This window comes from Pseudomonas sp. PDM21, assembly GCF_014852505.2.
GTDB lineage: Bacteria > Pseudomonadota > Gammaproteobacteria > Pseudomonadales > Pseudomonadaceae > Pseudomonas.
On record NZ_CM181223.1, the window covers coordinates 1,335,109 to 1,356,258 of the forward strand.

Below are 21,150 nucleotides of genomic sequence, written 5' to 3' on the forward strand. Positions count from 1 at the left end.
ACGGCTCAGCCCAGCTCGGCGATTTCCTGCGCCGTCAGGGCGCGGTACTCGCCCGGTTGCAGGGCCGGGTCGAGCTGCAGGCTGCCCATGCTCTCGCGGTGCAGGCGGGTCACCTTGTTCTGGAAGTGGCCGAACATGCGCTTGACCTGGTGGTAGCGGCCTTCGTGCAGGGTCAGGCGCGCGGCATGGGCGTCGAGGATTTCCAACTGGGCGGGCAGGGTGGTGAGGTCTTCGAAGGCGAAGTACAGGCCCTGCTCGAAGGTCGCGATGTAGCGCTCCTCGATCGGGTCTTCGGTCTCGACGTAGTAGACCTTGGGCAGCTTGCGCCCCGGCAGCGTCATGCGCCGCGACCATTGCCCGTCGTTGGTGATCAGCAGCAGGCCGGTGGTGTTGTAGTCCAGGCGCCCGCCGATGTGTAGCTCGTGCTTGTCCGGCTCGTCCAGCAGCTCGAGCACGGTACGGTGCTCGGCGTCGCGGGTGGCGCTGACGCAGCCGGCGGGCTTGTGCAGCATGAAGTAGCGTGCCGGCTTGCCGACCTGCAGCACGTCGTCGTCCAGCTCCACGCGGGAAAACTCGCGCACCTCGTGGCGAGCATCGCGCACCACCTGACCATCCACGCGCAGGCGGCCCTCGGCAAGCAGCTGGCGAGCCTGCTGGCGGTTCAGATGAGGCAGGTTGGCAATGAAACGGTCCAGGCGCATCAGGCGTTCCCGGCGTTCTTCAGCCCGGCGGCGCAGCGCGGGCACAGGCAAGCGCGGTCGACCAGCCCCGGCGGGATGCGCTTCAGCGCCTCACGGTCGATGGGCGTGCTGAAGCACCAGCAGTCCTGGCCCAGCAGCGCAGGATCGGCCTGGGTGCAGCGGTTGGACTGGCCGCAGAGCGGGCAGCGGCTGGGATCGGGAGTGACGTCGTTCATGGCCGGTCAGGGCGGAGGCTGGTGGTGAGGCGGGCGCACAGGGTGCAGCGCCGACCCGCATCGCGCAAGCGGATTCGGATCGGCGCGGCGGGTGCCGGTCAGGGGATTTCGATGCGCTCGATCCAGGGCTCCAGGCGACGGCCGAAGGCGACTTCGGCGACGAAGGGCTGGGGCAGGCCGTCCGACGCTCGATGGGGCTGCGCCGTGATCTCGTCCAGGCTTTCGCGCCACTGGTAGGGCACGTTGATGCTGCCGGAGCCGATGTCGCTGGCGGTGCCGCCCAGCGTCCAGATGTGCTGGTAGTAGTTGGAGATGGGGCGCACGCGACCATGGATGATCAGGTAGCGCTGGCGGTCGGGGTACTGACTGCGCAGGGCCTGGAGATCCAGGCCGACGTCCTTGAGCAACAGGCGTGTGTCGGTCTTCTCTTCGCTGTCCAGCTCGCGGCGGATGAAGTCGCGCTCGTCCGCCAGCCGCGCGTTCTGTGGTGCGGCGTCGGCGGCCTGGCGAGCCTCGTCGAGGCGCTTGCGCGTCAGTTGTACTTCGCGCTCGTACAGCGGGCCGGCCAGTTCCAGCACCAGCAGGGCGTCGCGCGATTGCTGGCGACCGAAGTGCCGGGCGCTGTCGTCGTCGACCTGCGCGGGCATGGCGAAGCCGAGCTTTGCCATCTTCTGCGCGTCGATGGCTGGCAGCCAGCCCCGGTTGTGCCGAGTGCTGTCATCGCGCGTGGGGGTGCGCCAGCGCAGGCGCAGGCTCAGGCCGCTGTTCTCGTTGTGCCAGGTGGTGTTGCGGATCAGCTCGCGCTGACTGAGCGGCAGTCTGCTCTCGGGCTCAGCCGAGCGGTTCCAGGCGACGCCGCCCAGGGCCACGGCGTTGACCAGCAGGATCAGGCCGGCGCCGCCGACCAGGGCATGGGTGCGCGTCCAGTTCATGACGAAACCCCTCCCAGCAGGCCATGGGCACGGCGCAGGCGCCGCAGCACCAGCAGAATCAGCACGGCGCACAGGCCCAGTACGAGGAAGAACAGGTACTTGGGCATCACCTCCCACCACCAGTCGAAGAACTTGGTGTAGAGGAAGATCACGAAGAAGGTCAGCCCGGTGTTCACCACTTCCGGCCATTCGCGGCGCGCGCCGAGCCAGATGACCAGCGCCGAGGCAATGAAGCCGAGCACCTGGTAAAGGTTTTCCACGGTGGTGAAATCCAGCGGCAGGTAGCTGCCGCCGCCCCAGTTGGCCAGCACCAGCATCGGCAGGAACAGCCCGAGCAGGCCGAATATCCGGTAAATCGCGGCGAAGCCATCGAAGCGGTGCTGTGCGATGAACGAGGGGACGAGGAAGATCAGCAGTGCGGCGGGGAAGAAGTTCTCCGGGCGCTCGCCCACATCCAGCCAGTAAACGCCGCTCCAGGTGCCGACCCGCGCGGCAACGTAGCCCATCAAGCAGATCAGCGCGGCGGCCAGCAGCAGGCGAGTGTTGCAGGTATAGGCCAATAGCAGGGCGTAGGCGGCCCAGGGCAGCAGGGCCTTGTCCGAGGGCGTGATGTTGAAGATCTGTCCGACCATGACGACGTTCAGCACCAGGCAGGCGAAGGCCAGCATGGCGCCGAGCTTGGCGAAGTAGCCGGAGGCGTCGCGGCGTTGCAGGAAGAGCGTCAGCAGCAGGCTGATCAGGGACGCGGCGATGAGGGTGAGCACCTGGGCGGTTTCCGCGAACAGGCCCCAGAACTGGTAGAACAGGAAGAACAGACTCGCCGCCAGAGCCAGTGCGCCAAGGAAGGAGGCGATGCGCATGCCCAGGGAGAGGCGGTGGTCCTGGTTGTCGCGGTCGATGTCGAAGCGCGCGCGGTAGTCGGCGAGCAGGCGTTGCTGGTGGTCGTGCAGGCGGTCGCGCTGGGGAGTGTCGAGGACGAGGGCACCTTCGTCGTGAAGGCGGCGCAGCTCGCGGTCGAAGGCCAGGATATCGTCGACGCGGTGCTGCGCCTGCTGATGGCTGAGGTCGGGCATGACCGGTCCTTGCGGAGGATGATGCTGGGACTCTAGCTGGTGGCGCGGCGGGGTTCCATGGAGCGTTGGGGAGATATACAACGCGCAGGGTTTTGCGTTACCGCCTGCTCCTGCAATGAAAGGTTTTGTGCGGGAGCGGACTGTGCCCGCGACCACCGAGGCGGTTCGCGGGATTGATGGGTATCGCTGCGCTCCACGCCATCCTGCGGCCTGTCATTCGGCGATCAGAAACGTAGGGCGAATAACCTGGAGCAGGTTATCCGTCGATCTTGCACGGCGGATAACGCTGGTGCGTCATGCGCCCTGCGAAATCCCGCTGCGATCAGCTACGGCTCTGCAGCCACGCACGCCAGCCGCCGAAGCGGCTGATGTCCTCGGCTCCCTCCAGGCCCCAGGGGTCGCAGATGAAGCCGGTCTCCCAGCTGCCGTCTTCCAGCTGCACCTTGCCCAGCCCCAGCGGCGCCGGGATGCCGGTGAGGAAGGAGCCCAGTTCGGCGCTGGGCAGCTCCCAGACTTCCACTTCGATGGCCACGCCTCCGTCGGCCACGCGCAGCATGCCGGGGCGCAGCGGCGGGCCGCCGGCGAGGGCATAGAGCTTGTAGGCCGGGGCGCTTTGAGTGGCACGCAGCCGGCGCGCGCCGCGCTGGCGCAGCTGCCAGTTCAGCGCCAGTCCGTCGAGATGCGCGCCGCATACCACCAGGCGCGCGCGGTCGTTGCGCGCGGCGTTGGCGGAGGACGCCGGGTCAATCGCATTGCCGCCCGTGAGCGGCAGGTTGTGCCGGCGCTGCAGCGCGTCGGCCACGCCGAGCAGGTACTGGTCGGTAAAGGCGCGGCCGAACAGCGTCACGCCCCACGGCAGGCCGTTGTCCATGATCGCACTGGGCACGGCGACGGCAGCGTAGTCCAGCAGGTTCATGAAGTTGGTGTAGTAGCCCAGATCGGAATTGCGCTTCACCGGTTCGGCGTGCAACTCGTCCAGGGTCACCGGGCGGCCGATGGTGGGCGTCAGCACGCAGTCGAGGTCGGCGAGGATCACGTCGCACTGTGCCTTGAGTTCCTGCAGCCGGTACTGCGCGCGGAACGCCTGCACGGCGGTGGCGCCGGGAGCTTTCGCCAGCACGTCGCGGATCACCGGCAGCACGGCTTGCGGGTCGCACTCGATCAGCTCGCCCGCCACGCTGTAGCGCTCGGCCACCCACGGACCTTCGTAGAGCAGGCGCGCGGCTTCGAGGAAGGGCGCGAAGTCGATTTCCCGAGCCTCGCCGCCCAGCGCCTTGAGCTGGTCGAGGGCGTCGGTGAACAGCACCGGGCCTTCGTGGCAGCCGAAGAATTCCAGTTGGTCGGCACGCGGCACGCCAAAGCGGAAGGGTTTCGGCGTACCGAAGGCGCTGGCGTCGTTCCAGGCGGGATTGGCGCGGCTGTAGCCGTCTCGTGGATCGAGTCGGGCGGTGAGGCCCAGCAGTTCGCTGGCCTCGGCGGCGCTGGCGGTGAAGTAGGTGATGCAGTCCAGGGTGCGGCAGGCCGGAACCAGACCGGTGTTGGACAGCAGGCCCTTGCTCGGCTTGAGCCCCAGCAGGCCGTTGAGCGCCGCCGGCACACGGCCGGAGCCGGCGGTGTCGGTGCCCAGGGCGAAGCTCGCCACGCCCAGCGCCACGGCCAGCGAGGAACCGGCGCTGGAGCCGCCCGAGGGGTACTCCGGCAGCATGCTGTTACGGCATTCGCCGTAGGGCGAGCGGGTGCCGTTGAGGCCGGTGGCGAACTGGTCGAGGTTGGTCTTGCCCAGCGGGATGGCGCCCAGGTCGATCAGTTGCCGCACTAGCGTCGCCGAGGTTTCCGGCGTGTAGGCAAAGGCGGGGCAGGCGGCGGTGGTGGGGATGCCGGCGAGGTCGATGTTGTCCTTGATGGCGAAGGGGATGCCGTAGAGCGGCAGCGCTTCGGGGGACTGTTCATCCAGTGCGGCGAAGTAGGGTTCCAGTTCTTCCAGGCTCAGCAGGTGGATGAACAGGTGGTAGTCCGGGTTCAGCGCGGCGGCCCTGTCGCGTAGCCCGGCGATCAGCTGGCGCGGCTTGGCGCGGCCCTCGCGGTAGGCGGCGCGCAGGGTGGCGAGGCGGAGGTCGAAGGTGTGGGGCATGGTCGGGATTCCTGTGCTGGGCGGATACCCTCTCCCCGGCCCTCTCCCTGAAGGGAGAGGGGGAAGAGCAGTCCGGCATGGTGTTGGGTTTTGAGCACAGCTCATCATTTGGCGTAGCTGTGGCTCCGGCTGGCTCCAAAGGTGCTGCTCGCTCCGAACAGTCCCCTCTCCCGCTTGCGGGAGAGGGTTAGGGAGAGGGGCTCTTGCAACTTCTGCGATGTCAGCTCAAGCCTCCTCCATCACCACCACCCGCTGTCCTGCGCGCACCGGCGAGCCGGGCTGCACGCGGACCTCGCGGACTACGCCGTCGCGCGGGGCAGTGAGGGGGATTTCCATCTTCATGGATTCGAGGATCACCAGGATGTCGCCGGCCTTCACGCTGGCGCCGGCTTCCACCTGCACCTGCCAGAGATTGCCGGCGATGTGGCTCTCGACGGCATGCTGGCCGGCGCCGAGCGGGGCCTCCTCGCCGGTATCGGCGGCGGCTTCCTCGCTCTCGAAGTGGGCCTGGCCGGAGGCGATCCAGCGCTCACGCTCGGCGTCGAAGGCGGCGCGCTGGTGGCTGCGGAAGGCGGCGATGCTCTGCGCTTCCTCGGCAAGGAACTGCTGGTAGTCGGCCAGGCGCAGTTCGCTGTGCTCGATGCGCAGCGGGTAGCGGCCCAGCGGGAAGTCACGGCGGATGCGCAGCAGCTCCTCGGCGGACACCGGGTAGAACCGTACCTGGTCGAAGAAGCGCAGCAGCCAGGGCTTGCCGTCGAACGCCGCGACTGCGCGGTAGCGGTTCCACATCTGCAGGGTGCGGCCGACGAACTGGTAGCCGCCGGGGCCCTCCATGCCGTAGACGCACATGTACGCGCCGCCGATGCCCACGGAGTTCTCCGCGGTCCAGGTGCGTGCCGGGTTGTACTTGGTGGTCACCAGGCGGTGGCGTGGGTCCAGCGGCGTGGCCACCGGCGCGCCGAGGTAGACGTCACCCAGGCCCATCACCAGGTAGCTGGCCTCGAACACCGTGCGGTACACCGCTTCCAGGTCCGGCAGCTCGTTGATGCGGCGGATGAACTCCAGGTTGCTCGGGCACCAGGGTGCGTCCTTGCGCACGGTGGTCATGTACTTCTCGATGGCCAGCTGGCAGGCCGGGTCGTCCCAGGACAGCGGCAGGTGCACGACGCGCGACGGCACCTTGAGGTCCTGGGCGGCGCAGACGGCGTCCCACAGGCCGGCGACGGTTTCCAGCAGGCTTTGCAGCGGCAGCGTTTCCGGCTGGTAGTGCACCTGCAGCGAGCGGATGCCGGGGGTGAGGTCGATCACGCCGGCCAGTGCCTTGGCTTCCAGCGCCTGCATCAGCGCGTGGGCGCGGAAGCGCAGGACCAGGTCCAGCTCGGGCTGGCCGATTTCCAGCAGCAGGTGGGTGTCGCCGGAGAGGCGGGCGACCAGGCGGGTGTCGTGCTGGCCGAGGTCGAGGACGATGGGGGAGGTGAGCATGGCGCTCGGGCTGCCCTCACCCCCCGCCCTCTCCCGCAAGCGGGAGAGGGGGCTGTCCGTGCCACCGGGAAACACTGTGCCCGCCGGCAACGCCGGACTGCTCCCTCTCCCTCCGGGAGAGGGCTGGGGTGAGGGGAAACCGGCGGCGCTGTGGTTCGCCTGACCTGTAGGAGCGAGCTTGCTCGCGAACGGAATTCCGCCTGGCGTTCCGGTGAGGTGCGGTTCGCGAGCAAGGGCTGAGGCGCCCCCCTCGGTCCTACGAAAAGCAGCCAGATTCCGGGCTTCGGAAATGGATACAGGCAGGAACCGCACCTTGTCCCCGGCCTTGAGCTGGCCGAGTTGCCAGAGGTCGGCTTCGATTACCGTCACCGGACAGACGAAGCCGCCCAGGCTCGGGCCATCCGGGCCGAGGATCACCGGCATGTCGCCGGTGAAGTCCACCGCACCGATGGCGTAGGGGTTGTCATGGATGTTCGACGGGTGCAGGCCCGCCTCACCGCCGCTCTCGCGCACCCATTCCGGCTTCGGGCCGATCAGGCGCACGCCGGTGCGGCTGGAGTTGAAGTGCACTTCCCAGTCGGTGGCAAAGAAGGTGTCGATGTAGGGCGCAGTGAAATATTCCGGTGCGCCGTGGGGGCCGTAGATCACGCGGATTTGCCTTACGGCCGGCAGCTCGGTGCGCAGTTCGGCAGGCAGGCTGGCGCCATGGCTGTCGTCTGCCAGTTCTGCCAGGTGCAGCACATCGCCGGCGCGCAGCGCGCGGCCGCCGTGGCCGCCGAACTGACCGAGGGTGAAGGTGCTCTTGCTGCCCAGGTAGTCCGGCACGTGCAGGCCGCCGCGCAGGCACAGGTAGCTGCGTGCGCCGGCGCCGCCAACGGTGCCGAGGCTGAGGGTGGAGCCGGCGGCGATGAACAGCGAAGTGTTCATCGGCTGCTCGACGCCATCCAGGCTGATCGGCAGCGCTGCGCCGGTGATGGCGACCACCGCGTCGGTGTTGAAGCGCAGGGTCGGGCCGCTCATGGTGATTTCCAGCGCGGCGGCGCCTTCGGGGTTGCCCAGCAGGGCGTTGCCCAGGCGCAGCGCGCGGTCGTCCATCGGCCCGGACGGTGGCACGCCCACGGCCCAGTAGCCGAGGCGGCCGGGGTAGTCCTGCACGCTGGTCTGGGTGCCGGCGCTGAGCACTTCGAAGGTCTGCGCGCGGTAGCGCAGGCCTTCCAGGCAGCGGGTCCAGGGCGAGCCGCTGGCGAAGGGAGCGTCCGCGAGAATCTGCCGCAGGTAGTCGCGGTTGCATTCCACGCCGTAGAGCTGGCTTTCGCCGAGGGCGCGGTCGAGCCCGGCGCCGGCCTGCTCGCGGGTCGGCGCCCAGGCGATGAGCTTGGCGATCATCGGGTCGAAGTAGGGCGGAATCTCGCAGCCGGCTTCGACCCAGGTGTCGATGCGCAGCGCCTTGCCGTCGGCCGGCGGGAATTGCACGGCGGTGAGCAGGCCGGGGCAGGGCTGGAAGTCGCGGCCGGGGTCTTCGGCGTAGAGGCGCGCCTGGATAGCGTGGCCGCTGGGCTTCAGCATGGCCGCCAGCTCGGCCAGGGGTGGCAGGTCGCCGGCGGCCAGCTCGATCATCCAGCGCACCAGGTCGACGCCCCAGACCTGTTCGGTGACGCCGTGCTCCACCTGCAGGCGGGTGTTCACTTCGAGGAAATAGAAGTCCTGCGCCTCGCTGTCGTAGACGAATTCCACGGTGCCGGCGCTGCGGTAGCTGACGGCTTTCGCCAGTTGGATCGCCGCCGCGCAGAGGGCTTCGGCCATGCCGGCGGGCAGGTTGGGCGCGGGGGTTTCTTCCAGCACCTTCTGGTTGCGCCGCTGCACCGAGCAGTCGCGCACGCCCAGGGCTATCACCTCGCCCTGACCGTCACCGAACACCTGCACTTCCAGGTGGCGGGCACGCTGGATGTACTTCTCGATGAACACGCCCGAGTCGCTGAAGTTGTTCTGACCCAGGCGCTTTACTGCGTCGAAGGCGTCGCGCAGCTCGTCCGCCGAGCGGCACACGCGCATGCCGATGCCGCCGCCACCGGCGGTGCTCTTGAGCATCACCGGGTAGCCGACTTGCTCGCCGGCGCGCAGGGCGGCGTCGAGGTCTTCCAGCAGGTCGGTGCCTTCGAGCATCGGCACGCCCTGTTCTCGGGCCAGCGCGCGGGCGGTGTGCTTGAGGCCGAACAGGCGCAGCTGTTCCGGCGTCGGGCCGACGAAGGCGATGTCGGCGGCCTCGCAGGCTTCGGCGAAGGCGGCGTTCTCGGAGAGGAAGCCGTAGCCGGGGTGGATCGCTTTCGCGCCGCTGTCGCGGGCAGCCTGGAGAATCTTTTCGACCACCAGGTAGGTGCTCGACGCGGGGCCTTCGCCGAGGCTGATGGCCTGGGCGGCCTGCTGGATGTGCAGGCTGGCGGCGTCGGCTTCGGAGTAGACGGCCACGCCTTCTACGTGCAGCTCACGAAGGGTGCGCAGGATGCGGCAGGCGATGGCGCCGCGGTTGGCGATCAGGAGCTTGTCGAACATGAGGGCGTCCCCATGGGGTGGCGGGCCGTCCCGCCGTCATTCGGTGCCTATCCCGGTCGTCCGGGGCAGGTTCATGCTGCCGTAGGGCGGATGTGCTCTATCCATCCGCCGTCCGGCTACGCGCGATCTGTTTGCGCGGATAACGCTGGCGCGTTATGCGCCCTACTCGGTCAGCTCCGGGGCTCGGGCGAAGTCCGTTCGATGCAGGTTCTGGCAGTCCGCAGCGTCGGGCTGCACTGGCCACTCCGACTCTGGCTCAGGATGTACAGCCAGCGCCGCAGCACGTGCAGCCCATCGCCTGCCGAGTGCAGCCGCTTCAGTCCCATACCAGCAGCTCCGCCGGGGTCGGGTTCCAGCCGTTGCAGGGGTTGTTGAGCTGCGGGCAGTTGGAGATCAGGACGATCACGTCCATGTGGGCGAACAGCTCTACGTACTTGCCGGCGCCGGAGATGCCGTCCTCGAAGGTCAGGCCGCCCTCGGCGGTGACCGGCACGTTCATGAAGAAGTTGATGTTGTGGCTGATGTCGGCCTTGCTCAGGCGGCCGTCGTGCAGGCTGGCGCGCAGGAAGTTGTCGCGGCAGCTGTGCATGTAGCGCTTGTCCAGGGCGTAGCGCACGGTGTTGCTCTCCTGGGCGCAGGCGCCGCCGAGGGTGTCGTGGCGACCGCAGGTGTCGGCGCTGATGGTCAGCATCGGGTTGCCAAGGTTGGACCAGAGCACGCTGCCGGCGCTGAGGTAGACCTGCCCCTGCTTGCGCAGGGTGCGCTGCACGTCGTAGCGCTCGCGCGGGTTGGCGGCGCTGAAGAACAGCGTGTCCACCGCCTGGTTGCCTTCCAGGTCGAGGATGCGCAGGGTCTGCCCGGCCTTCAGCTCGGTGAGGCTGGGTTCGCCGGCCGGGATCAGGGTGCGCGAGACGCAGGCTTCGGGGTGTTTGTCGCTGGGGACGATGGGCATGCTCGCGCTCCTTACAGGTACTGGCGTTCGGTGTTGTGGAAGCCGCGGCTGTTCTCCGCGCGGGAAGTGCGGCAGAGCACGCTGATGCCGTCGGCGGCGACCTGCTGCCAGGTCAGGCCGATGGGCTTGGGCGCGTACTGCGGGTTCGGGTCCAGCGGGTGTTGCAGGGCGGTGAGCACGACGAGGGTGTCCATCGGCGCGTAGAGCTCGACGTAGTCGCCGGCTTTCGAGTTGCCCTGGGCGAAGCGGAAGCAGCCATCGGCGTCGACGTCCACGCGGCTGAACAGGTTCAGGCACATCAGCAGGTCCTGCAGGCGCATGTCCCACTTGCCCATTTCCACCAGCAGGTTGTCCACGCCGTTGCGGTGGAAGCCGTTGCGCAGTTCCTGGTAGCGGCCCGCGCCGTACTTCTCCTGCACCTCGGCGGCGTTCAGCACGCCGCCGAAGCTGTCGTGCCAGCCGCAGCTGTCGGCGGTGATGGCGGCCAGCACGCGGCCCATGTCCGAGTACAAGCAGTGGCCGGCGGTGAGCCGCGCGGTGTGCTGGCACTTGAGGCTGTCGGGCAGGTTCAGTCGCTCGCTTTTCTCGGTGGCGTTGAACAGCAGTACGCTGGTGTTGCCGCCGCCTTCCAGGTCGGTCAGGCGCAGTAGCTGGCCGCGCTTGAGGATGAAAGAGGTGTGGCCGCCGCCGGGGACGGTTTCTTCGTAGAGGGTGGTGCGCAGTTCATTCATGGCAGCGGATTCCTTAATAGACCGGCGTGATCACGGGTTCGTCGACAGGGTGCAGGCGCGCGGCGAGCGTGGCCGGCAGGGCGGCGCGGGCGGCCCGGCGGTCGGCGTTGAGCGGGATGTCGTAGGTGATGCGGGCGCCGTAGGCGTTGGGCGCCTGCGGGTCGTGGCGGACCTTGTCGAAGACCAGCAGGCGGGTGCCCAGGCTGAAGCCCTCGGCGAGGTCGTGGGTGACCATGAACACGGTGAGCCGGGTTTCCTGCCACAGCTCCAGCAGCAGGGCGTGCATGTCCTTGCGGATGCCCGGGTCCAGCGCGCCGAAGGGTTCGTCGAGCAGCAGCACGCGCGGCTTCATCACCAGCGCCTGGGCGATGGCCAGGCGTTGCTGCATGCCGCCGGAGAGGGCGCTCGGATACTGCTGCAGCGCATGGCCGAGGCCGACGCGCTGCAGCAGTTCGGCGGCCTGCGCGCGGACCTCGCGCTTGGCCGCACCGAACAGCCGACCGAGCAGCGGCGAGCGCGGCAGTTCCAGGCCGAGGGCGACGTTGTCGAGCACGGATAGATGCGGGAACACCGAGTAGCGCTGGAACACCACGCCACGGCTCGGATCGGGTTCTGCGGCCAGCGGCCGGCCTTCGAGCAGCAGTTCGCCGCGGCTGGGCCGCTCCTGGCCGAGCAGCAGGCGCAGGAAGGTGGACTTGCCGCAGCCGGAGGCGCCGACCAGGGTGCAGAACTCGCCTTCCTTCACCTCGAGATTCAGGCGTTCGAGTACCACGTTGCCGGCGTATTCCTGCCAGACGTTATTCACCTGGATGAAGCTCATGCCTTGGCTCCTTCATACCAGGGGAAGGCGCGCCGGGTGAGCGCGCGCAGCGCCCAGTCCATCAGCCAGGCCAGCGCGGTGATCCACACCACGTAGGGCAGGATCACATCCATGGCCAGGTAGCGGCGCACCAGGAAGATGCGGTAGCCCAGGCCGTCGGTGGAGGCAATGGCCTCGGCGGCGATGAGGAACAGCCAGGCCGAGCCGAGCATCAGGCGCAGGGAAATCAGTAGGCGCGGCAGCAGTTGCGGCAGCACCACGCGCAGGATCAGCGTCCAGGTGCTGGCGCCCAGGGTCTGCGCCTTGATCAGCAGTTCGCGGGGGATTTCCCGGGCGCGTTGTTCGATGTCGCGGGCGATGCAGGGGGCGACGCCGATGACGATCAGCACCACCTTGGACAGCTCGCCGAGGCCGAAGACGATGAACAGCACCGGCAGGATCGCCAGCGGCGGGATCATCGACAGCACGGTGAGCAAGGGCGAGAGCGGCGCGCCGAACAGCGGCACGCTGCCGGCGGCGATGCCCAGCACCAGACCGAGCAGGGCGGCGATGGACAGGCCCATGCCAAGGCGTTGCAGGCTGGCGCCGGTGTCCTGCCAGAACAGCACCTCGCCGGTGCGCTTGTCTTCGCTGAAGGCCAGGCGGTTCACCGCGTCGGCCATCTGCGCGGCGCTGGGTAGCAGCTTGTCGTTGGGGTTCTCCGCCAGCCGCGACGTGGAGCCTGCGAAGTAGGCGAACAGCAGCAGGGCGAAGGGCAGCAGCACGAGGAACAGGCGGCCGCTGCGGTCGGGGGTTCGGTTGATCAGGCGCATGCTTCGTACCTGTGGTTTTCCGTTTGAAGCGCCCTCTCCCTAACCCTCTTCCTGAAGGGAGAGGGGACCGTTGCGTGCAGGTCGAAACCACTGCGTCAGCCGGCACGGACAGCTCCCTCTCTCTTCAGGGAGAGGGCGGGGGGAGAGGGGCTTCGGGGGTGAAGTGAGGTGCCATGTAAAGGCGCCTCAGAGCTTGCCGTCCGCTGCCATCTGCACGTAGGTCGGGTCGAAGCGCAGCTTGAGGTTCTGCGCGTCGCCGGTGGTGAGGCCGCCGGCGAAGCTCATGCCGACCGCTTCGGCGCTTTTCGCGCCCTCGCCGAGCAGGCCGTGGGCGAAGGAGAAGGCCGCGACCTTGTCCATGGTCGCCGGGAGTTTCGGGCTGGTGGCGAAGGCCAGTGCTTCCTGCGCAGTGGCAAACAATTTGGTAGTAGCGAGCTGGCTCTGGTAACCGGCGAGGTCGGTGCCCGAGGCCTTGGCCATGTGCTCCAGCGCGGCGCGGGTCTCGGCGCTTTCGCCCTGCATCAGTGCCACGGTTTCGAACCAGGCGCCGGTCAGTGCCTTGCCCAGCGCTGGGTTGTCCTTCAGGACCGCGCTGTTGACCACCATCATGTCCATGATCTCGCCGGGGACCTGGCTGGAGTTGAACACCTCGGTGGTGCCCGGCTTGGCGCGGGCCTCGGCGAGCATCGGGTTCCAGGTGGTCACGGCCTGCACGTCGTCGGTGTTGAAGGCGGCGGCGATGTCGGCGTCGGAGGTGTTCACCGTCTTCACGTCCTTCTCGCTGAGTCGGGCGTTCTCCAGGGCGCGGGCGAGCAGGTAGTGGGAGACGGACAGCTCCACCAGATTGACGTTCATGCCCTTGAGGTCGGCCAGGGTCTTGCCTTCGCCCTTGATGACGATGCCGTCGTTGCCATTGGAGAAGTCGCTGACGATCAGCGCGGTGGAATCGACGCCGCCGGCGGCGGGGATGGTCAGGGCGTCCATGTTGGTCATGGTGCAGCCGTCGAACTGGCCCGCGGTGTACTGGTTGATCGACTCGATGTAGTCGTTGAGCTGGGTGACCTTGATCTCGATGCCGTACTTCTTCGCCCACTTGTCGACGATGCCGTGGCTGGCCGCGTATTCCCAGGGCATCCAGCCGGCGTAGATGGTCCAGCAGAGGTTGAAGCTGTTCTTCGCGGCGGCGGAGGCTGAGAGGCTGAAGGCGGCGAGGCCGGCGGCGAACAGGGCGGTCAGAAGGGGCTTGCGCATGGAGCATCTCCAGTCGATTGGCGGGCAGGCAGGAGTCGGGCGGCACTTGTCGCTCTCGTCTCCCGGGCTTTTGTCCCGCCGTGTAACCTCGCTGGAGGTCGATGACTCTCGGACCAGTCACTCGCTGCGCGAGCCGGAACCCTAGTCATCCATTGTCAGATTGTGGTGCCGCTGTCCGAATGCTTCGGATCGTTCCTGCACGCTCGATACAAAGCGAGCGGCGTGCCAAGTTGGCGAAAGTGCCGGGGCAGAAGGGCTGCGCTGGATCGCGGCGGATGTTTCGCTGCAAGCCGGGGCGTTGCGCTGCCCTCAAATGAAGCGCGACGCCGCATCCTGGTGCGCGGGGCCAGTCGAAAGGCAGGAGCGGGCGGGGCGTCACGGGCGGCAGACTGCTGCGACCTTCACCTTCGAGGAATCCATCGCCATGTCCGAGTTGCTGAGCTTCGCCAAGGGCGCGCTGTCCATGTTCTGGCTCGCCGCCGTGCTCAACCTGATCTACCCGTTCGGCGAGCTGCATCGCCCGCTGTTGTGGCTCTCCGCGATCCTGCTGGTGGTGCATGTGGGCGAGGTGCTGTTGCTGGCGCGCCGTCGTTCCTGGCTGGAGCAGGTTCAGGTGCTGCTGTTCGGCGTGCTCCACCTGCAGAGCCGCAAGGTGCGCCGGCTGGCCACTGTAAACGGCTGATTTACCCAAGCTTTACCTTTCGCCGCGGCACCGCCTTCTGACAGGCATGTCTGATCTTGTGAGACCGGAAGAATGTACGCCCCGCACCCCGGCGGGGCGACCGGCTTGCCTGATGGAGGCGCCATGCGTCGTTTCTTCGCTGCTGTACTGATGATCCTTCCGTTGACCGGCTGCGTGGTCTACGAACATGACCACGACCGTGGTGGCTGGCATGACCGGCCGCACTACTATCGCCCGGCGCCGCCGCCGGCCTATTACGGTGGCCCGTACCAGGGCTGGCGCCGTTGAGGTATGGTCCTGATGGGTATTGCTTCGCTCCACGCCATCCTGCGAAAAGCACTCACGACGCGGCGCTGAACGCCGCGTCTTCCTCCAGCAACAACTCGACGAACTGGCTGGCCGCAGGCGACAGGCTGCGGCTGGCATGGCGAACCAGGGCGTAGGCGGAGCCGCGCCCTGCAACGTCGCCGCTGCTGGGCCAGGGCAGCACCGCCAGGCTGCCGGCCTGCACATCCGCGGCCACCACATCCCAGGTGGCCAGGCAGAGTACGTCGCTGCCTTTCACCAGCTCCTTGAGCATCAGCACGTCATCGCATTGCACGCTCAGCGGCTGCTCGCGGCCGAGGGTGCGAGCCAGCCCTTCGTGGGCGTCGCGCGGCAGGCGCGGGCCGGCCAGCGGGTAGTCGAGCACGCGCTCCACCGACGGCACGCTGCCGATCAGCGGATGCCCCGGCCGGCAGAACAACACGCCCCGGTGTACTCGCAGCGGCAGAATGTCGAGGCGGCTGTCGCCTTCCAGTTCGCGGTAGTCGGCGATGAACAGTTCCAGCTCGTCGTCCAGCAGACGCTGGTGCAGCTCGCTCCAGTTCTCGATGGACAGCAGCACCGACACCTTCGGGTGCGCGCTGCTATAGCGGGCGAGCACCTGCGGCATCAGCCGCGCGCCGGGGAAGGGGCCGGCGCCCAGGCGCAGCTCGCCGGTCTCCAGGTCAGCCAGTTGCAGCACGGCATTCTTCAGCGCGCGATCACCGGCCAGCAGGCGGCGGGCATGTTCGAGCACCAGCCGGCCATGGGCGGTGAGGGTGACCCCGCGCGGGTTGCGGTCCACGAGTTGGCAGCTCAGCTGGCCTTCCAGCGCCTGGATGCTCCGCGACAGGGCGGGTTGACTAAGATTCACCGCATCGGCAGCGCGGGCGAAGTGACCGTGCTCGGCGAGGGCGACGAAGTGGCGTAGCTGGCGGAGATCGCTCATGCGCTTCCTGCATTGATTGTTAAGTTGGAATGCATTGGAATTATTAGCGCGACGGCCGGCATAGTGCGAGCACAACAACAAATTCCGGAGCCTTCCGATGTCCCGTCTTTCCGCTGCCGTGCTGCTCGCCAGCCTCTGCCCCGGCCTGCTGGTCGCCGCCGAACAGCCCAAGCCCCCGACTTCCTTCACTCAGGCCGCGCAGGAGCAAGTGCGTCAGTCGCTGCCGTTCAGTGACCGCGCCGATTTCGACCGGGTGGAGAAGGGCCTGATCAAGCGTCCCGAGAACCTCGTGATCAAGAACGAGGACGGCACGGTCGCCTGGCAACTGGGCGGCTACGACTTCCTCAAGGCCGCCAGGGACGTCGCCAGCGTCAACCCGAGCCTGATGCGCCAGGCCCAGCTGAACCTCAGCTACGGCCTGTTCAAGGTCACCGATGGCATCTACCAGGTGCGCGGTTTCGACCTCGCCAACACCACCTTCATCGAAGGCAAGACCGGCTGGATCGTCATCGACACCCTGACCACCCCGGCGACTTCCAGGGCCGCCTACGCCCTGGTGAGCCAGGAGCTGGGGCAGAAGCCGATCCGCGCGATCATCTACAGCCATGCCCACATTGACCACTTCGGTGGCGTGAAGGGCCTGGTCAGTCAGGAGCAGGTGGACAAGGGGGAGGTGCAGATCATCGCGCCCAAGGGCTTCATGGAAGCGGCGATCAAGGAGAACGTGCTGGCCGGCAACGCCATGCTGCGCCGCGCCACCTACCAGTACGGCACCCTGCTGCCGCAGGGCCCGGAAGGCCACGTCGACATGGCCATCGGCAAGGCCGTCGCCAAGGGCCCGATGAGCATCATCGCGCCGACCAAGACCGTTGACGGCTCGCTGGTGGAGATGGAGATCGACGGCGTGCCTGTGACCTTCCAGAACACCCCCGGCACCGAGTCACCGGCAGAGATGAACGTCTGGCTGCCGCAGCAGAAGGCGCTGCTGATGGCCGAGAACGTCACCGCAACGCTGCACAACCTGTACACCCTGCGCGGCGCCGAGACGCGCGACCCGCTGGGCTGGAGCAAGTACATCAACGAGGCGCTGCATCGCTTCGGCGACAAGGCCGAGGTGATGTTCGCCGTGCACAACTGGCCGCGCTGGGGGCACGAGGACATCGTCCGCACCCTGGAGAAGCAGCGTGATATGTACGGCTACCTGAACGACCAGACTCTGCACCTGGCCAACAACGGGGTGACCATCAACCAGATCCACGAGCGCCTGAAAGTGCCGCCGGAGCTGGCCAACGAGTGGTTCAACCGTGGCTACCACGGCAGCGTCAGCCACAACGTGCGCGCGGTGGTGAACAAGTACCTGGGCTACTACGACAGCAATCCCGCGACGCTGAACCCGCTGGCGCCGGAGGACTCGGCGGTGAAGTACGTCGAGTTCATGGGCGGCGCCGATCACCTGCTGCAGATGGCCAAGGCGTCCTTCGACAAGGGCGAGTACCGCTGGGTGGTGGAGGTGGTCAACAAGCTGGTCTTCGCCGACCCGGCCAACCAGGCCGCGCGCAACCTGCAGGCAGACGCCCTGGAGCAGCTCGGTTACCAGGCGGAGAACGCCGGCTGGCGCAACAGCTACCTGATGGCCGCGCAGGAGCTGCGCAATGGCGTGCCGCGTGACATGCCGACCATGAAGTCGGGCAGTCCCGACGCGTTGGCGGCTATGGATACCGGCCTGCTGTTCGACTACCTCGGCGTACGCCTGAACGCGGAGAAGGCCGAGGGCGAGGACTTCGCCATCAACCTGGTGCTGCCGGACAAGAACGAGCAGTACCTGCTGGAACTGAAGAATTCGCACCTGAACAACATCAAGGGCGTGCAGAGCGAGAGCGCCGGGCAGACCGTGACCATCGACCGTGCAGACCTCAACCGCCTGATGCTCAAGGAAGTCTCGCCGGTGCGTCTGGTGTTCGAGGGCAAGCTCAAGAGCTCGGGCAACCCGCTGCTGCTGGCCAAGCTGTTCGGCATGCTGGAAGACTTCAACTTCTGGTTCGACGTCGTCACCCCGCCGCAGAAGAGCTGAGTCTTTCCCCTCCCGCGCGGCCGGTTCCCCGCAGGCCGCGTCTCCCCTGGATGGCACAATGCAATGATTGCATTGTGCCATTGTTTTTTTCGCGGCCAGTCTGCACCATGCGACCCCTGCGCCGGCAGCTGGTTGCCGGCGCTCGCAGTCGAGTAGTCGCGATCGTGCTCAACCGTTGTTCCAGGGTGTTGCGTCGTTGCTGGCCGGGGCCGTTGGCCCTGATGCTGGCGGCTTCGCTCGGCGTCCTGGCGGGGGCGCAGCAGGCCGAGTGGGACTTCAAGCTGATCAGTCAGCAATCCGCGCGCCTCTATGGGCCGCTGGGCGAAGGCCAGGTGCGCATCGACGCCTGGCAGAAGCTGCTCGTGCAGCAGGCCACGGCGAGCGAACGCGACCAGCTTCAGGCGGTCAATCGCTTCTTCAACGACCAGCTGCGCTTCACCGATGACCTGAGCCTCTGGCACGAAGTGGACTACTGGGCCACGCCGGTGGAGGCCTTGCTCAAGGGCGCCGGCGATTGCGAGGATTTCGCCATCGCCAAGTACATCAGCCTGCGACACCTGGGCGTGCCGGCACAGAAGCTGCGCATTACCTACGTCAAGGCGCTGCGTCTGAACCAGGCGCATATGGTGCTCACGTACTACCCACGGCCCGATGCCGTGCCGCTGGTGCTGGACAACCTGATCGGCAGCATCCTCCCGGCCAGCCAGCGCAGCGACCTGCAGCCGGTCTACGCGTTCAACGGCGAGGGCTTGTGGCTCGCCGGCAATGGCGCGGGTGGCGGCAAGCAGGTCGGCGACAGCAAGCGCCTGTCGCGCTGGCAGGACCTGCTGAAGAAGATGAAGGCCGAAGGCTTCCCTCTGGATGAGTAGCCACGGAACGAATAGCTGCACCGACACGAATAGCTCCCGCGGGGGGAGCCTGGAGACACGATGTCCCTGTTCAAACAGTTGTTGATCGCCATCTGCCTGTTCCTGGTGGTCGCTTTCAGCGGCAGCTTCATGGTCGGCCTGGAAAGCTCGCGCGAGCAGTACGGCAACCAGCTGCGCTCCCATGCCCAGGACGCGGCCACCGCGCTGGGGCTGTCGTTGACGCCGAACATCGACGACCCGGCGATGGTCGAGCTGATGGTCAGCTCGATCTTCGACAGCGGCTACTACGAGAGCATCCGGGTGATCGACCTGGCCACCGGCAAGGTGATGGTGGAGCGCACCGGGGTCCCCGATGCGGTGGCCGCCAAGGTGCCGCAGTGGTTCATCTCGCTGATCGACCTGCATTCGGCTGGCGGCGACGCCATCGTCAGCCGCGGCTGGACCCAGGCCGCGCGGGTCGAGGTGCTCAGCCACCCGATGTTCGCCATCGCCAAGCTCTGGCAGAGCACCCTGGGCAGCCTGCTCTGGCTGGTGCTGTGCGGCATTGCCAGCGCTGTGCTCGGCGCCATCCTGCTGCGTCGCCAGCTCAAGCCACTGGACTACATGGTGGCGCAGTCCCACGCCATCGCCCGGCGCGAGTTCCTCAGCCTGCCGGAACTGCCGCGCACCCCCGAGCTGCGCCGCGTGGTGCAGGCCATGAACCAGATGGTAGAGAAGCTCAAGGCGCTGTTCCAGGAGCAGGCCCAGCGCAGCGAACGTCTGCGCGACGAGGCCTACCTGGACAGCCTGACCGGGCTGGGCAACCGACGCTTCTTCGACATGCAGCTGAACAACCGGCTGAGCGCCGAGGACCAGGTCAGCAGCGGCGTGCTGCTGGTGCTGCGGGTCAACGACCTCGCCGGGCTGAACCAGCGCCTGGGCGGCCAGCGCGTCGACCAGTTGCTCAAGGCGGTGGCCGACCAGCTGCGTCTGTCCGGGCAGGGGCTGGGCTCCGGCCTGACCCTGGCGCGCAGCCGTGGCGGCGAGTTCGTGATGCTGGCGCCGGGGCTGATGCCCGAGGACGCGCCGGCCCTGGCGATGCGTCTGGAAGGCATGCTCGCCGCGTTGGTCACCACCGGCGCCAGCGATGTGAGCCCTGTGGCTTGCCTGGGGCTGGTGCCCTTCGTTTCCGGCGAGTCGGCGCAGGCGCTGTTGCAACGCGCGGACGAGGCGCTGGTGCAGGCCGAGCGACGGAACGACAACTGCTGGGCCTTCCTCCAGGGCGGCGCCAAGCCGGTCGCCGAGGAGCGTCACAGCTGGCACCAGCTGCTGGACGAGGCGCTGATGCACAAGCGCTTCCAGCTGCATTTCCAGGCAGTGGTGTCCTGTGCCGACCCGCAGGTGGTGCTGCATTACAAGGTGCTCTCGCGCCTGCCGGACGGGCAGGGCGGCAGCATCGCCGCCGGGCGCTTCCTGCCCTGGCTGGACCGCTTCGGCTGGACCGCACGGCTGGACCTGCTGATGCTCGAAAGCGTCCTGGCCGACATGGCCAAACACAACCGCCCGCTGGCGCTGAACCTGTCTGCTGCGCTGCTGCGGGATGAATGGGCGACCACCCGCGTGTTCGACCTGCTGCGCCAGCACCCGCAATTCGCCGGGCGCCTGACCCTGGAGCTGGAAGAAGACCAGTTGCCGGCGCAACCGGTGCTGGAAGCGCTGACCCGCCGCCTCGGCGAGCTGGGCTATCGCCTGAGCCTGCAGCACTTCGGCGGGCGCTTCAGCATGATCGGCAACCTGGCGCGGCTGGGGCTGGCGTACCTCAAGGTCGACGGCAGCCACATCCGCCATATCGACCAGGAGAACGACAAGCGCCTGTTCATCGAGGCGATGCAGCGCGCGGCGCACAGCATCGACCTGCCGCTGATCGCCGAGCGCGTGGAGACGGCGGGGGAGTTCCGGGTGCTGAAGGAGATGGGTATCCAGGGCGTACAGGGACAGCTGTTTGGTGGGCCGGCGCCGTGGTGATGCGCCTGTAAGGTTGTAGGAGCGGGCCATGCCCGCGACCCGTCGGCAGGGCTGACGTGTGCCTTGGTTCCAGGGCCGTAGGGCGCATAACGCGCCAGCGTTATCCGCCTTCGTGGCATCGGCGGATAACCCGTTCCGGGTTATGCGTCCTACAGGGGAACATTTGCCGGAAAAGAAAAACGGGGCTCAGATCAGCCCCGTTTCCTCGTCGTCGTTGATCAGCCGGGTCAGCCCGCCCAGCGCTTCACGGGCCTGGGTCCGGTTGAGCAGCTTGGAGCGCGCCGCCGGCGGCAGGTCGGTGATGCGGATCACCCCCTTGGTGATCAGCACCGAGATCAAGTCTTCCAGTACCCGGATCATGTCCAGATCGCTCTGCTTGAGTTGCAGCAGGCTGCTCTCGGCCGCCCAGGCCTGGATGTCCGGGTGGTCCGCCGGCAGGGTGCCGGTCATCCCGTCGAACTCGGCGTCCTCGACGCGCGAGATTCTCCCCTCGGCGTTGCGCTGGATATACAGCATCGACCCGTCCCCAATTCATGTGATGTGAAGGAACGACAGCGCAGCCACCCCGAAGGGTGGCCCCGCTGTCGTCGTGTCAGAGCCTGACCGTCTGGAAGCCTGGCGG

Annotated in this window: 18 protein-coding genes and 1 riboswitch; of the genes, 5 read left to right on the plus strand and 13 right to left on the minus strand. The window is 67.5% G+C overall.

The window, feature by feature from the left end:
- Positions 1 to 5 precede the first annotated feature (5 nt).
- From IB275_RS06380 to IB275_RS06430, 11 genes are all read right to left on the minus strand, one after another.
- Positions 6 to 701 carry a pseudouridine synthase gene (locus IB275_RS06380; protein WP_192289808.1) on the minus strand — a complete coding sequence of 232 codons (696 nt, stop codon included), beginning with the start codon at positions 699 to 701 and terminating at the stop codon, positions 6 to 8.
- Entirely contained in the window at positions 701 to 916 is a 216-nt protein-coding gene (locus IB275_RS06385; RefSeq protein WP_192289806.1) for a cysteine-rich CWC family protein, read from the minus strand. The genes IB275_RS06380 and IB275_RS06385 overlap by 1 nt, the downstream gene beginning before the upstream one ends.
- Before the next feature lie 98 nt (positions 917 to 1,014).
- A complete protein-coding gene (locus IB275_RS06390) occupies positions 1,015 to 1,848 on the minus strand; it encodes a DUF4824 family protein (RefSeq protein WP_192289804.1) in 834 nt (277 codons plus the stop codon).
- The gene (locus IB275_RS06395) at positions 1,845 to 2,921 is read right to left on the minus strand and encodes a DUF2157 domain-containing protein (protein WP_192289802.1); all 1,077 of its coding nucleotides are present in this window, start codon (positions 2,919 to 2,921) and stop codon (positions 1,845 to 1,847) included. Before IB275_RS06395 ends, IB275_RS06390 begins: the two co-directional genes overlap by 4 nt.
- A 322-nt stretch (positions 2,922 to 3,243) precedes the next feature.
- Positions 3,244 to 5,052, minus strand: coding sequence for an allophanate hydrolase (atzF, locus tag IB275_RS06400; RefSeq protein ID WP_192289800.1), 1,809 nt, complete (start codon positions 5,050 to 5,052; stop codon positions 3,244 to 3,246).
- A gap of 225 nt (positions 5,053 to 5,277) precedes the next feature.
- On the minus strand, positions 5,278 to 9,084 hold the full coding sequence (locus IB275_RS06405; protein ID WP_192289798.1) for a 5-oxoprolinase/urea amidolyase family protein: 3,807 nt from the start codon (positions 9,082 to 9,084) through the stop codon (positions 5,278 to 5,280).
- A gap of 316 nt (positions 9,085 to 9,400) precedes the next feature.
- Positions 9,401 to 10,036: an urea amidolyase associated protein UAAP2 gene (locus tag IB275_RS06410; RefSeq protein ID WP_192289796.1), complete on the minus strand. Its 636-nt coding sequence runs from the start codon at positions 10,034 to 10,036 to the stop codon at positions 9,401 to 9,403.
- An 11-nt stretch (positions 10,037 to 10,047) separates the two neighbouring features.
- Entirely contained in the window at positions 10,048 to 10,767 is a 720-nt protein-coding gene (locus IB275_RS06415; protein ID WP_192289794.1) for an urea amidolyase associated protein UAAP1, read from the minus strand.
- 13 nt (positions 10,768 to 10,780) lie between these two features.
- Complete coding sequence (locus tag IB275_RS06420; protein WP_192289792.1) at positions 10,781 to 11,587, minus strand: ABC transporter ATP-binding protein; 807 nt, start codon at positions 11,585 to 11,587, stop codon at positions 10,781 to 10,783.
- The gene (locus IB275_RS06425; RefSeq protein WP_192289790.1) at positions 11,584 to 12,399 is read right to left on the minus strand and encodes an ABC transporter permease; all 816 of its coding nucleotides are present in this window, start codon (positions 12,397 to 12,399) and stop codon (positions 11,584 to 11,586) included. The genes IB275_RS06420 and IB275_RS06425 overlap by 4 nt, the downstream gene beginning before the upstream one ends.
- Positions 12,400 to 12,585: 186 nt before the next feature.
- Positions 12,586 to 13,650 (minus strand): putative urea ABC transporter substrate-binding protein, encoded by a 1,065-nt coding sequence (locus IB275_RS06430; protein ID WP_081517602.1) that lies wholly within the window; start codon positions 13,648 to 13,650, stop codon positions 12,586 to 12,588.
- A gap of 57 nt (positions 13,651 to 13,707) precedes the next feature.
- Positions 13,708 to 13,806: riboswitch (guanidine-I (ykkC/yxkD leader) on the minus strand.
- A 268-nt stretch (positions 13,807 to 14,074) separates the two neighbouring features.
- On the opposite strand from IB275_RS06430, the gene IB275_RS06435 reads away from it, so the two are divergent.
- Positions 14,075 to 14,332 (plus strand): DUF1145 domain-containing protein, encoded by a 258-nt coding sequence (locus IB275_RS06435; protein WP_192289788.1) that lies wholly within the window; start codon positions 14,075 to 14,077, stop codon positions 14,330 to 14,332.
- 123 nt (positions 14,333 to 14,455) lie between these two features.
- A complete protein-coding gene (locus tag IB275_RS06440) occupies positions 14,456 to 14,620 on the plus strand; it encodes a hypothetical protein (RefSeq protein ID WP_167523272.1) in 165 nt (54 codons plus the stop codon).
- A gap of 52 nt (positions 14,621 to 14,672) precedes the next feature.
- On the opposite strand, the gene IB275_RS06445 is transcribed toward IB275_RS06440, so the two are convergent.
- A complete protein-coding gene (locus tag IB275_RS06445) occupies positions 14,673 to 15,584 on the minus strand; it encodes a LysR family transcriptional regulator (protein ID WP_192289786.1) in 912 nt (303 codons plus the stop codon).
- Between the two features lie 97 nt (positions 15,585 to 15,681).
- On the opposite strand from IB275_RS06445, the gene IB275_RS06450 reads away from it, so the two are divergent.
- The 3 genes from IB275_RS06450 (at position 15,682) to lapD (ending at position 20,528) form a co-directional block, all read left to right on the plus strand.
- Entirely contained in the window at positions 15,682 to 17,655 is a 1,974-nt protein-coding gene (locus tag IB275_RS06450) for an alkyl/aryl-sulfatase (protein WP_192289785.1), read from the plus strand.
- Between the two features lie 221 nt (positions 17,656 to 17,876).
- The gene (lapG, locus tag IB275_RS06455; RefSeq protein WP_192289783.1) at positions 17,877 to 18,524 is read left to right on the plus strand and encodes a cysteine protease LapG; all 648 of its coding nucleotides are present in this window, start codon (positions 17,877 to 17,879) and stop codon (positions 18,522 to 18,524) included.
- Positions 18,525 to 18,584: 60 nt separating this feature from the next.
- On the plus strand, positions 18,585 to 20,528 hold the full coding sequence (gene lapD / locus IB275_RS06460) for a cyclic di-GMP receptor LapD (RefSeq protein WP_192289781.1): 1,944 nt from the start codon (positions 18,585 to 18,587) through the stop codon (positions 20,526 to 20,528).
- 186 nt (positions 20,529 to 20,714) lie between these two features.
- On the opposite strand, the gene IB275_RS06465 is transcribed toward lapD, so the two are convergent.
- Positions 20,715 to 21,044: a tryptophan synthase subunit beta gene (locus IB275_RS06465; RefSeq protein ID WP_081517608.1), complete on the minus strand. Its 330-nt coding sequence runs from the start codon at positions 21,042 to 21,044 to the stop codon at positions 20,715 to 20,717.
- Positions 21,045 to 21,150: the final 106 nt, after the last annotated feature.